Annotated in this window: 12 protein-coding genes; 3 read left to right on the top strand and 9 right to left on the bottom strand. The window is 65.0% G+C overall.

Going from position 1 to position 12,388, the window contains the following annotated elements:
• Positions 1-4 precede the first annotated feature (4 nt).
• On the top strand, positions 5-208 hold the full coding sequence (locus RMET_RS33930; RefSeq protein WP_049799700.1) for an HAD family hydrolase: 204 nt from the start codon (positions 5-7) through the stop codon (positions 206-208).
• 445 nt (positions 209-653) lie between these two features.
• A complete protein-coding gene (locus tag RMET_RS07520) occupies positions 654-1,514 on the top strand; it encodes a class II fructose-bisphosphate aldolase (RefSeq protein ID WP_011516241.1) in 861 nt (286 codons plus the stop codon).
• A gap of 112 nt (positions 1,515-1,626) precedes the next feature.
• Here the strand turns inward: RMET_RS07520 and RMET_RS07515 are convergent, their stop codons facing one another.
• Positions 1,627-4,542, bottom strand: a complete 2,916-nt coding sequence (locus RMET_RS07515) for a Tn3-like element IS1071 family transposase (protein WP_003049965.1) — start codon at positions 4,540-4,542, stop codon at positions 1,627-1,629.
• A gap of 213 nt (positions 4,543-4,755) precedes the next feature.
• Between RMET_RS07515 and RMET_RS34445 the strand changes: the two genes are divergently transcribed.
• A complete protein-coding gene (locus RMET_RS34445) occupies positions 4,756-5,319 on the top strand; it encodes a helix-turn-helix transcriptional regulator (protein ID WP_080710407.1) in 564 nt (187 codons plus the stop codon).
• Between the two features lie 8 nt (positions 5,320-5,327).
• Here the strand turns inward: RMET_RS34445 and RMET_RS07505 are convergent, their stop codons facing one another.
• The 8 genes from RMET_RS07505 to RMET_RS07470 all read right to left on the bottom strand — a co-directional run bounded on the left by RMET_RS07505 (position 5,328) and on the right by RMET_RS07470 (position 12,089).
• Positions 5,328-7,304: a relaxase/mobilization nuclease domain-containing protein gene (locus RMET_RS07505; protein WP_041240104.1), complete on the bottom strand. Its 1,977-nt coding sequence runs from the start codon at positions 7,302-7,304 to the stop codon at positions 5,328-5,330.
• A gap of 448 nt (positions 7,305-7,752) precedes the next feature.
• Positions 7,753-8,340, bottom strand: coding sequence for a S26 family signal peptidase (locus tag RMET_RS07500; RefSeq protein WP_011516238.1), 588 nt, complete (start codon positions 8,338-8,340; stop codon positions 7,753-7,755).
• Entirely contained in the window at positions 8,337-8,879 is a 543-nt protein-coding gene (locus RMET_RS07495) for a DUF2840 domain-containing protein (RefSeq protein WP_011516237.1), read from the bottom strand. The genes RMET_RS07500 and RMET_RS07495 overlap by 4 nt, the downstream gene beginning before the upstream one ends.
• The gene (locus RMET_RS07490) at positions 8,876-9,160 is read right to left on the bottom strand and encodes a hypothetical protein (RefSeq protein WP_011516236.1); all 285 of its coding nucleotides are present in this window, start codon (positions 9,158-9,160) and stop codon (positions 8,876-8,878) included. The genes RMET_RS07495 and RMET_RS07490 overlap by 4 nt, the downstream gene beginning before the upstream one ends.
• Positions 9,157-9,795 carry a ParA family partition ATPase gene (parA, locus tag RMET_RS07485; protein WP_011516235.1) on the bottom strand — a complete coding sequence of 213 codons (639 nt, stop codon included), beginning with the start codon at positions 9,793-9,795 and terminating at the stop codon, positions 9,157-9,159. Before parA ends, RMET_RS07490 begins: the two co-directional genes overlap by 4 nt.
• A 253-nt stretch (positions 9,796-10,048) precedes the next feature.
• Positions 10,049-10,906, bottom strand: a complete 858-nt coding sequence (locus RMET_RS07480; protein WP_041240493.1) for a replication initiator protein A — start codon at positions 10,904-10,906, stop codon at positions 10,049-10,051.
• Positions 10,907-10,932: 26 nt separating this feature from the next.
• A complete protein-coding gene (locus RMET_RS07475) occupies positions 10,933-11,214 on the bottom strand; it encodes a helix-turn-helix transcriptional regulator (RefSeq protein ID WP_029310327.1) in 282 nt (93 codons plus the stop codon).
• 83 nt (positions 11,215-11,297) lie between these two features.
• Positions 11,298-12,089: a DUF2285 domain-containing protein gene (locus tag RMET_RS07470; RefSeq protein WP_011516232.1), complete on the bottom strand. Its 792-nt coding sequence runs from the start codon at positions 12,087-12,089 to the stop codon at positions 11,298-11,300.
• Positions 12,090-12,388 lie beyond the last annotated feature (299 nt).

The raw sequence follows: 12,388 nt of genomic DNA, 5'->3' as shown, positions 1-12,388 counted from the left end.
GCAAATGCAACTGCCTGCGGCAAGCTGCCTCGCCGTCGAGGATTCGAAGAACGGCGTGCGTGCGGCACGTGGTGCCGGACTGCCAGTGCTGGTAACCGTCAATGCCTGGACGCGCGGGGAGGACTTCACCGGTGCAGTAGCCGTGCTGGAAGATCTCCGCGCGACCAACGTGTCTGCCTTGCGCTTGTGGCATGGAGGCGGCGCCTGATGCCGCTCGTGCGCATCAAGGACGGGCGTGATGCGAGTCCCGAACGGACCGTCCGCCGATCAGGGTCGAACTTGATTTCCGGAAACTGCCAGTCTGGCCAGATCATCCAGCGACGTATTGCCGAGGTCTTCGAGTACCGCACAGGCGCCGGAGAGCGAAACCTGCGCCGGCTCGGGGCTTGGCCGCTTGCAAAACCCTGGCCGAGCGGGTCAGTGCCCGCTGGGACGCCTCGGGCGGCTTGCCCAGCCAGCTGCCGGACGACCTGCGCGCCCGCCACCAACGCATCTACGCCGAAGCCTTGGCGCGTGCCCGTGCCGCCGGCTGGTGGCCCCCCGAGGACGAGGACGGTTAAGAGCGCCCCCAGGAAACGGCTTGGCCGTTTCCGCCCCCCGAGGGGGACAAAAAAACTCGGGGCGGCCCTTCGTTTTTTTGGGAGGAAAACGCCATGCCCCTGGTCAACATGAAGGACATGCTCGACCATGCCCATGCCCACGGTTACGCGGTGGGGGCCTTCGATCTGGTTGGCCTGGATTTCCTGGAGGCCATCGTCGTCGGCGCGGAACGCGCCCGCGCACCGGTGATCCTGAGCCTGGCCGAATCGCATTTCAGCCACTTCGATCTCGAGCTGGCCATGCCCGCCGTGGAAGCGGCGGCGCGGCGCGCCCAGGTGCCGGTGGCCATCCATCTCGACCACGGCGCGAGCCTCGATTCGGCCATCCGGGCCATTCGTCTCGGGGCCAACGGAGTGATGGTGGATGCCTCGCACCTGGATATCGGCGACAACATCGACGCGACCCGGGCCGTGACCGCGATGGCCCACGCCTGCGGCGTCTGCGTCGAGGGCGAGCTGGGCTACGTGCCGGGTGTCGAGGGCGAAGATGCCGAGCGCCATCCCGGCCCGGTCCAATACACCACCGTGGCGGAAGCCAAGGCCTTCGTGGAACGCACCGGCGTTGATTGCCTGGCCGTCTCCGTCGGCACCGTGCATGGCCGCATGAAGGACAAACCCGGGCTGGACTGGGGCCGGCTCAAGGACATCCACGCCGCGCTGGGGCTGCCCCTCGTCATCCATGGCGGCACCGGCCTGTCCGATGACCAGTTCCGCAAGCTCATCACCTTCGGCGTGGCCAAGATCAATTACTACACCGCGCTGGCCGACGCCGCCGGGGACGCCATCCGCGCCGCCGCTCGCGCCGGGGCGAGGAGCTACACGGCCCTGCTCGCCGGGGTGCGCGAGCCCATCGCCGCCGAGGTAGAACGCTGCCTGCGGGTCTTGGGGTCTCCTCGTTTTCAGTGCAATAAGTGACGGTACGAAAAGCTAGCACTGGCGCGGAGGTGGTGTTGGTAGATCGTTGATTTCATTGACTTTCCTGTTCACTTTCAAATCTGCGATTCGTGGCGTCAAACCGTGGTCGGTTTCATCCATTGGTGCCAGTTATCGATGCATTTGGCCGCGAAGGCAGGATTTGGTCAGCATAGCGGTCAACCGGGAAGCGAAACACACCCCGCAAGTTGATGCTCTCCAGCCTGGTGGGCGCAATCTTCCCGATCAGTTCCGGTGGAATGACCTGGCGGCGGTTCGACCAGCGATCCAGGACCGCCTGCATCTGTGAGGTATTCCACGCCATCACGATGTTGGCCATCAGGCTCAACGCATCGGCCACAGCCTGCATTTCATCGACACGTTTGGCCTGCGCCGGGCTGATCCGGCCGGTATAAATGGCGCGCTTGAGGGCGTTAACAGCCTCGCCCCGATTGAGCACCCGGCGCAACTCGTTCCTGAAAGCGTCCTTGACAAAGTAGTCAGCCAAAAACGCCGTACGCAGCAACCGCCCCAATTGCACGCCAGCCTCATAGATTGGATCGCCCTGGGCGGCAGAACCGAACCGCGCAAGAGCTGCCACCGCACTGGCATGTCCGCTCATGACCGAGGCTGCCAGGTGCACCAGACTATCCCAATGCTTTTCGATCAAAGCGACGTCGACATTGGCTTCGCACACCGCAGCGATTTCTGCGGGCACTTTGGTGCCGCGTGGCACAAAGAGGTGGCGCTGTTTGAGTTCCTTCAACCGCGGGCAAAGATCAAAACCAAGCAAACGGGCATGTGACATGGCAAAGTCGGTGTAGCCATGGGTATCCACAGCAAGCTGGCTGGTCTCCAGCTTTTCTTGGCGGATGACACCTTCAATGGCCACGCCCGCCTGGCGCTCATTGAGCACAAAGGGCTGCGCATGGAAGATGCCCCACCGGTCTTTTACATGGGAGTAGATTCCAATGGAAGGTGTGTTGCGCCGAGGATCAAGCCGGGCTTGCCACACCCGTTTGGTGGTCTCCATGCTCATCATGTCAGAAGATGCCAAATCGGACCGCCCCCAGGTGGCGGCAATCGGGTGTCGCTGCATGAATTCCAGCACAGCCTGGCAGGCCTGGCTCAGACGCCGTTCGTCCCGCGCCCAGCGCATGGCCTGGCGAATGCTGGTGGCAGACAATTGCGGAATCATGCGCGCGCATTCGACCGCAGTCAGACTGGTGCCGTGGGCCATGATGCCGGCATAGACCATCAGCAGCTCGTCGGTAGAGCGCGGCTCACGTCCGAGCATGATCCAGCTAAAGCGCACCTGGGCGTCAACGGCCAGAATCACTTCCGGCAATTGAACCTCACCGATGCGGTGATCCAAAGCCGCGCGCAGCTTGGTCACTTCTGGGTCTTCGTCCTCTGCGGGCAATGGCGACAAATGGAGTTCATCATCCACGCGCAGTACGCCACTGCGGGCTGCAGCGGCCACCGCATCGACACCGGCAGTTACTCTGGCCAGCAAAGGCTTCAAGAAAGTGGCAGCCTTGCTGGGTAACGATAGACGGGCATAGTGTTTCTTGGACTCTGCCTGCCAACGCTCGTCCGTGAAGAACAAGCGCGCACGACCCCGAAAGCTCAGGCTGTGCTCAATCCAGACCGAGCCATTGCGCACCGCGCGGCGCAGGGCAAACAGGGTGGCCACCTCCAACGCCTGAAACGCCCGTTCCCGGTCTGGGCTGGAGATCGAAACCTGCCAGATCATTCCCAGACTTGGTGCCACCACTTCAACTGGCAGCTTTCTGGATCCTTTGAGATATAAAGCTTGCAGCTTGGCAAGGTACTCGATGGCAGGATGCTCGCCGGTGGCCTGCCAGGGCAGCTTTGCAATGGCGACGAGCAACGACCGCACGGGGCGAATTCCATCAATCAATCCCTCGCGGACCAGGGAGGCCCTGCTCGGTGGTTTGCGTTTCTGGGTTTCGGTGATCAAGGCTTCAAGACGGGCACGCAACTCAGCATCTGGCACCGCACCTTGCGCGCTCAAGGCAACAAGTTCGCCGAGCAGCGTTTTGTACATTGCGGCCCAATTGACGGTAGCGGGGACATCGGCGGCAGCCTGACGCCACAGATCGGCGATCCGGCGCTGCACCATAAGGATCAACTGGTCTGTGGTGGTGAACAGGCAATACCGAAGAAAGCATGCGACCTCCACGGTGCGCGCTGGCTCTTTGATCTTGGCTCCGGCTGAGGGCGGCCTGGAGACAAGTCGGCGCGCGTAGCGGCGCAAGATGAGATCGGGGATGTCTGCCAGGTGCTTATGAACGTCCAGCGTGTAAAGCAGGTCGATGCGCTCCAGTACCTCGCTGATTTGGCGGGTTGAGTGTTTCGCCGGTGCAGCCCATAGCCAACTCTGCTGGGTTTGTCCATCTGGGCGCAGCTCTGAAACTGAGGCTCGCCAGCGATCAAGTGTTGCTGGATCAACGCTGGCGGCGATGGCGGTGCCTGTTTCAACTTCAAGCTGGGCAAGTGCCGCCGCAATCAGTGTCCGAATTGCCCGCTCGTGCACGATCACCAGCTTGTTCTTGTACAGCCATTGACGCGCCCGCACGAGTAGCTGATCGCGGTCGGCGCAGCGCGCCACTTCGTCGCGCAGTTCACGTACCAGTGAGCGGCGCTGGTGCTCGCTCATCCACTGGAATCCAAGGACCGTGCAGGCTACTTGTTGGTGATCGAATAGCGTGCGCCCGCGTTCATACATGGCTCTCAGCGAGGCGACTTCTGGTGCTGCAATGCCAAGCTCGTTGCCAAGGTGGCGCCACAAGGCTACTGGAATTACCCGAAAGGCACCGAGCAAACGCCCACTCATGCGCAGGAAACCAATATGGAGCGCCAGACCAAGCTTGTGGGAATCACCTCGGCGTGCATTGATTGCGTCGCGCTCGGCACCATCGAAGGTGAAAAATGCCTTCATCTCGAAGTCGCTGATATCGCGGGGGAGCCCACGCATCCCCAAAAACGTTGTGTGCCAACCCTGCATCGTGAACCTCAAAAGTGGGAGGCCACCATACCCGTTTACAAAGCGAACAGGAAAGTCAATGAAATCAACGGTCTACCCAGACCACCCCCGCGCCAGTGCTAGCTTTGCGTACCGTCACTTATTGCACTGAAAACGAGGAGACCCCTAGTAGCGCCTGGGCAAATTGGGTGGATACCACCCGAGGTGACACACAGCGCACGTGTTCACGGGACAATGTCAGGCTGGGTGGGCCATCTTGCCCCTGAGCTATCTTTGGACCTCCCTGGCCGGCCGACGGCCTTCAGGCAAAGTGCCTTATCAGCTGCAATTCTTGAAAGATTGCCTGGGAGCGGAGTGTCCTCCGCGAGCGACAAACGTGAGCTTCGTCTGCTAGAGGCCCTCGTCGATGAGTTGGGTTTGCTCCCGCCCCAGCCTATGTGCTTGCCGTACCCTAAGACTTCTAGGCTCGCGGATATCGCAAGAAAAATTATTGATGACTTGGCAGTAGCAAATTCTCTTGACGACATGGCCGCGCTAGCATTCATGTCCAGGCGAAGTCTCACGCGCCAGTTTCGGGCGGAGACTGGGATGTCAATCGTGGAGTGGCGTGATGCCGCTCGCATGCAGCGGGCTGTGCAATTGTTGGCAGCGGGGCATAGCGTGACCAGCATCGCGTATACGCTCGGATACGATGGAGCAAGCAGATTCATAGATAAATTCAGTGCAACTTTCGGCGTCACACCGAAGCAGTTCTCCCTTAGATCCATCAGAAATCCGCTGCGCGAAGATGCTGATTGATGCTTACGTCACGCTAAACCACGCTCCCGGCCAAATCCCCAAGACACTCCACCGTTGCGCACGGTGGCGGTGAGTTGCTGTCCCAGCCTTTGTTCGATTATTGGTTTCCACGGCACCAGGCTGAACCCCATGCCGTCATCGAGCATGGCGTAGCGTCCGCTGGCGAGCATGACGGAGCGCCGGTAGATGCCAGCCACGCGCTGGCCGTCGGACACGGGCCGATGCTCCAGGCCGGTGTCGGCGGCAATGTCCTTCGCGGCCTGCGCCAGTTCCCGATTGCGCAAGGTGCTCAGCAGGTTCCGAGCGAGGATCAGGCGCTGCCCGCGCCGCTCGGCTAGCCCCTGTTCCGCCAGGAAATCTGCGCGCTGCTGCATCGCCTGTTTGACCTCACCGCCAAAGCCGAGGTCGCCCAGGCCCGAGCCGCCGCCGATCAGTTGCTGGTCGAGCCAGGTGGCCCCGATCACGCGGGCCTGCCGCTCGATGGGCAGGTGCGATTTCAGTTCCACCGCCACGCCGCCCAGGCGCTGCGCGTCGTAGCGGCGGCCGTGTTCGGGCAGGTCGTCCGGCACCTTCCATAGCCCTTCGGCCACGCGCTCCACGATGCCTGCGCGGCGCAGGGCTTCCAGCCGGCGGACATGGGCCGCGACGACTTCCTGCGGATCGCGGCCGGGCACAGCCTGACCCTGCGCGATGGCAAGGTGATGATCGGTGCGGTACAGGCCATCGCTCGCCAGTGCGGCAATGTTCCGGTCGGCCGCGCGCACGTCGGCCGATCCCTTCACCTCCACCACGGCGCCGGTGGGATAGTTCGCCAGTTCGTCGCGGGCGTTGAGCGCAGCGTAGTGGGCCTTGCCGTCCACACCGTCGATGACCAGATAGCCGCGGTCGCGCAGCTCGTCGGTCAGCCCCTTCGCGGCCACGCGGCCGACGATGCTGCGGCCGTCGTCGCCCGGCTCGAACACCGCCAGCTCGCGCGGCTCGCCGCGCATGGCCCGCTGCATGGTGCGGATGATGTCGCCACGCTCGCCCAGGGCGCGCAGGGTTTTCTCCGCATTGGAATGGACGGCCCAGGTGCCCGGCTGCATCTCGTCGGCCAGGCCCAGGCGCTGCAAGCGTTGCAGGCGGCCGACCAGCAGCAGGCGCTGGCGTTGCAACCTCGGCTCGTTGAGCCGTTCGACATGCACCAGGCCATCGTCGCCCAGTTCGCGCTTGAGCGTGCGATCCAGGCTCGTCCATCGCTCCTGCTCCACCTCGCGCTGCAAGGTCTGCTGGATCTCCAGCTCGGTGCGTGGCCCCAGCCATTCGGTCGCCAGTTCGGCGGCGCGATGACGGAAGCCATCGGCGATGTAGTCCCCCGCGATGATGAGGTCCTTGCAGGTGTCGTCGCGCCCGCGCACGATCAGGTGTGTGTGCGGGTTGTCGGTGTTCCAGTGATCGACTGCCACCCAATCCAGCCGCGTCCCCAGGTCGGCCTCCATGCGGCCCATCAGGTGGCGCGTGTAGGTGCGCAGGTCTTCCAGCTCCGCGCCATCCTCGGGCGAGAGGATGAAGCGGAAATGGTGCCGGTCGTCGGCGCAGCGTTCCTTGAAGGCATCGAGGTCGGCGGCATCAGTCTGCGGCCCGTAGGCTTGGCCCGGCTCGCCATCGCGGCCCACGCCATCGCGCTCGATGTAGCGCAGGTGCTTGGCGAGCGACTGCGGGCTGGCCCGCTGCTGGTTGACCAGCAGCGTCTTGATGGTCACGCGCCGCGACATGGGCGTCAGCTTCGCTCCCGCGAAGCGCGCCGCCGTGTGGCCGCGCCCCAGGCGTGAGCCGGGCCGCTGGCCAGTGCCAGCGCCCTTGCCACTGCCGCCTGGACGGCGCACCGAGGACTTGCCGCCGCTGGCCTTGCTCGCCTGCTTGAGCACCTTGGAGACGAAGCCCTGGCCCCGGTTCTTCGGGGCGCCGGGGCGGATGCGGAAATCGTCGTCGCGGCGGTCGGTCATGGCTGTGCTCCCTGCAAGCTCCGGCGTGTCTGGTCGTGCAAAGCACGCGGACATGCCCGCATCGGCGCGGGCCTCGCGTCCCAAGCGGCACGGTGGCGAAGCCGCTGCGTGCCGCGCCACCCCCATGTGCAGACTGGCTTTGCGGCCCGACAGGTGCCGCCCCCTTTTGTCTTGCCTTCCGCCTTTGCTCCTCGCTGACGCTCCGGGCAGCGGCGGCCCGGCGGCGCTGCTGCGCGAGCAGCCAGCGCGTCGGCGAACGCGAGCACGGCCGCAGGTAGGGCGCGTTCGAGGCAAGACGCCTGCACGTTGGACGGCTGCGCCGAAGGCAGCGCGAAGTGCGGTGCCCAATGCGCAGGATTGGCACCCGCACTGCACGCGCGACGACACGGCGACGGCCAACAGAACGACACGCCCGATAGCACGATGATGCGCAGCGAATCGGCGGCGATCATGGGCGTGACTCCAGCCAGATCGGACGTGCAACGCCGATCACGGTGGCGGCGCTGACCGGCCCAAAATACCGGCTGTCGAACGACGCCGGATTGATGACACTGAGCAGGAACAGCTCGCCAGACCGAAGGCGGCGGCACTGCTGCCAGGATGGCAGCGGCCGTCCCAGCCGGTCAGCAGGCAACACGGCGGCCGAAGGCACGCCGTCGATGCGGACGCTGCCGTCAGCGATGCACACCTCCTGCGGCGCGACCGCGCCGACGCGCTTGAGCAGCGGGATGCGCGTCGGCAGGTAGCCGCGCTGCGCAGCGAGTGCTGCGGCTTCGGCAGGCAGTGGAACCAGCACGATGCTGCCCACGGACAACGGACGAGGCGGCGAGCTGGCGCGGTGGTCGAGTGGATCGACGCGATACCAGCCTACCGCCACGCTGTCGGACGGGTTGTAGGTTAGGCGCGGCAGTGGATGCACGAAGGACGCCCAGGCCAGCGCAGCGAGGCCGCAGGCGGACAGGCCCGCCAGCACGATGCGAGCGTGTAGGCGCGAGCGAGGACGCGGCGCGGTGTCGGCAGGGGAAACGGCGGTCATGGCAGTTCCTTCCCGATCAGCCATGCGGCGTGCCGCTCGGCGGTGTATTCGGGCAGCGGCAGGCGCGCAGCGAGCCGGTTGGCAAGCGTGCGCCAGTACGCGGGCGAAGCGGCGGACGGCGCGATACCCAGCGCCTCGATGGCGTCAATGCGTTCCAGCACGGCGCGCACCTGGTTCTCCCCCTCGACGTGCAGCAACAGGCGTGCGCCGGGCTGCACGCCGGGGATGCGCTGCGCCGCATCGAGCGGCGTGCAAGCCTGCATCACCATGAGTTGCCAGCGCACGGTGCCGTAGTCGTTGGCCTGCCAGCGAATGCGGCAGAACACGGCATTGGGCATGAACACGGCGAGACTGCGCCAGCGGTCGAGCCGCTGCGTGCGCGCCGGTTCGCCAAAGCGCAGATAGAGCTTGAAACGGTGCTCTAGGAAGGCTAGCGAAACGCGCGTCAGCAGCGTTGAGATAGGCCGCGCCGCGCGTGCTGGTGACGGCGACGTTGCAGCCGTGGCCGCGTCAGCGGCAGGCAAAGCGGATGCGATCATCGTGTGTTCTCTCTGCGGTGTTCTGGAAACTCGCGCTCCAGCAGGCCGCGCAGCAGCTCGGCCACCGTCACGCCTTGCGTGAAGGCCGACACCTTGATGCGCGCCCGCATCGCGGGCGTGATGTCGAGCGTCAGGCGTGCGGTGTAGAGGTCGCCCTTGCCCAGCGCATCGGCGTCGCCCTGGCGAATCCACGCCTCGGCGTGCGGATTCGCGGGCGGACGTGCACCGATGCCGACGCGCTTGGCAGCGCGTTTGCTGCTTGGTGGCGGCTTTGCTGTCATGACGGCCACCGCAGCAGTTCATCGACCAGCGCGGTGATTTCGCGCGCGGCGGCGCTGTCTGGCGCCGTCTCTCGCGCAAGCCGACCAGCGGCCACGCTATCGGCGAACACGATGCGTTGATGCACTTCCGAGCGCAGCGCAGGAAGTGGTTGGTCGGCCAGCGCTTGGCGCGCTTCGCGCCCGATTACGGTGGTACTGACGCGCCGGTTGATGACGAAGGCCGCGCGCAGCGCAGGCCGGAACACTTGCGCCTCGCGGATCAACGCCACCATCTCGGCGCTGGCCCACAGGTCGTAGGGGCTGGGTTGCACCGGAATCAGCACGCGCTCTGCCGCCAGCAGCGCGGAGCGCGCCAGCGCTGCGATGCGCGGCGGGCCGTCGATGACGACGTGATCGGCTCGTCTGGCGAGTTCTGGCGCCTCTTGGTGCAGCGTTTCGCGTGCCAGCCCTACGGCGCTGAACAGCCGTGGCAAGCCTTGCTGGCTTCTGCGTTGCGTCCAGTCCAGCGATGAACCCTGCGGGTCGGCGTCCAGCAGCACGACGTGCTGACCGCGCATCGCCAGCTCGCCGGCGATATGGGTGGCGAGCGTGGTCTTACCCACGCCGCCTTTCTGGTTGAGCAAAGCGACGATCATGGCCTGGCCCTCCATGCTGAAAAGCCGGGCTGTTGCTGCTGCGTTTGTGGCCGCGTGGTGGTTATCCACCGCAGCGGCGCTTCCCTACTAAAAGTTAGAGAAATGAAGTTAGGGAAGTTAGAGGACGCGCAAACCCAGTGCTGGCGCGGGTTTTCGGCCGATCGGCACGCCTGATAGCACGATAGTCCCACGCCTGATAGCACGATACCCCGCACGCCTGATAGCACGACACCATCCACAGGCTTTCCCGGAGTTATCCCCGTGCCGTATGCGGCACGGGCCGGAACGTCAGCAGCTCCATGCCGCTGTCCGGCATCCGCTCGATGCCCAGGACGTAGCCGGGCAGCGACTGCCGCGCGACCAGCGCGCGCAGGTCGCAAGCGAACTCGTAGGGCTTGGCGGTGCTGCCCGATTTCTGGTGCAGGTAGCGAAAGTCGAACTGCCAGCCGTATGCCTGCTTGCCGCCGTGCTTGCGCACCAGCCGGTACAGCCACCGCTCGATGCCGCCAGTCAGCCGGAAATATGCCGGGTCGATGGTCAGCACCAGGGCCGCGTCGAGCACGCCCGCATAGAACCAGTCCGGCAGGATCAGCTCGATGCCCAGCGGCGTGCCGCTGGCATCGGCCAGTTCCTTCCATTCGTTGATCCATGAGAAACGGTGCAGGCGCCGCCCGGTCGTCTCGCGGATGGACGTGGCCACCGTGGTCGATTGCAGCCGGTCGAGTGCGGCCTTGAGGCGCTGGTAGTCGCGCAGCGACTTGCCGCGCCCGATGAAGCGCAGGATCTCGTAGGGCGTGGCGCGCATCAGCCGCGATGGGCGCAAGCCTGCGTCCTTCGCCTCCACGATCTGCGAGGCCGCCCATATCAGCACGTCCGCATCCCAAATCGTGGCGATGCCGTGCTCCTGTGTGCCTTCCACGCGGATCGTGACGTTGCCCGCGCGGAAGTCGATGGGCTTGACCCGCTTGGACTTGCCGAGCGAGAAGAACGGATAGGCCATCAAGTCCTGGCTGTCGCGCGGCGCCATGTCGCCGGGCAAGGCGCGGAACAGGTCGAGCTGTTCGCGCTCCTGCAACGGCCGCTGCCGGGATGGCAGCGCAGGGCTGGACATGGCGAAGGCCATCCGCGCGCAAGCGATCAGCGCGCACGGCTGTCCGCCGAATGCTGCTCGGCGTATTCGGGATCGGATGTGCTCTCGAAGCTGCGCTCGGCGGCCCAGGCATCGAGGTCGGCCACGGCGTACATGACGCGCCGGCCGAACTTGCGAAAACGCGGGCCACCGCCGAGCACGCGCTGCTTCTCCAACGTGCGCGGCGACAGGCGCAGATAGTCAGCGGCTTCGTCGTTGGTGAGGTAACGCTGCGGTTGCGCAGTGGTAGTGGCAGGAGCGGCGGCAGGCCGCAAGGGAGCGGGACGCATGGTGAGAACCTCCATAGCTTTCAAAGCTCCGGCCACACAGCGCAACCGGATGGAGGCAGTCTGAGAAAACGAAGCCCTCTTGCTCAGGGTCGTTTTGCGTCCTTATCAAAACGACCCTTCTCAAGCGGCGGCAGTTGTGCTAGGCGGCGATAGCCGCCGCGCATCAGCGCATCGCCGCGCCGCACAAGGCGGCGCACCTTGGAGCGCAGGCCGCCGTCGCTGTACCAATCGGCCACGGCGTCGGCACCGAACAGCCCTTCGCCCACTTCGCGCAAGGACGCACCCGCCAGGGTCGCGTCGAGCGCCTGCAAGGTGTGCAGCTCCAACAGTGCGGCAGGAGGTGGCCTGGGCATGGCATGGGCCAGCGCGGCATCCCGCACAAGCGCATGGCCGCGGGCAGGCGCGGCAGCGCCGCCGCCACCACTTCCGCGATGAGCATGAACGACCGCCATGCCGTCCTCCAGGCCCGGAGCGAGCGCGAGGCGCGAACAATGGCCGGGACTGCGCGCGATCAGCGCCAGTCCCTTGCCGTCGTGCAGCAGTTGCTTGTGGCCGGGGATGCGCCAGAACGCGAACACGGCCGCATCCGGCGGCGGATCGGGATCGGGATGGAGCTGCACCACGGCGGCATTGCCGGGCAGCCAGGCCGGGTGCGCGTCGCGCGCATCCAGGGCCGGGTCTTCCAGCAGGCGCAAGCCCCAGCGCAGCGCCGCATGCTGTGCGGCCTGTGACCGACGGCGGTGGCGAAGCCAGTCGAGCCGGTAGTCGGGATGCCTGCGCAGGTACTCCCAGGCCAGCGCCAGCATGTCCAAGCCCAGGATGTACAGATAGGCGGCGGTGGGATACCAGTGGGCAACGTGGTGAGGGTTGACCATGACGAAAGCTCCTGTCGAACCGCAGGAACGCCGCCACGGGCAGATCAAAACGGAGCTACCGCATTCAGGTCAAAAACCGTCCTCTGTATCCATTCAAGCTGTAACATGCGGTGTCAAGACTGATTGGCTCCGGTGTATTGCGAATCCCGTCCGAATGCGACGGCCGCTCGACTTGAAAACGTCATGCGGCATAAAACACCGTGCCCGACTCCGCACAAAAGAGCCTGACTGATTGAGTCACACCAGCAATGGTTTGATGCAAGAGTGCGGATTCAGACCGGACAGGTCTGGAATAAGAC

Origin of the sequence: Cupriavidus metallidurans CH34, from assembly GCF_000196015.1 — a bacterium.
Lineage (GTDB): Bacteria > Pseudomonadota > Gammaproteobacteria > Burkholderiales > Burkholderiaceae > Cupriavidus > Cupriavidus metallidurans.
This window is presented reverse-complemented; position numbering and strand designations above follow the sequence as displayed.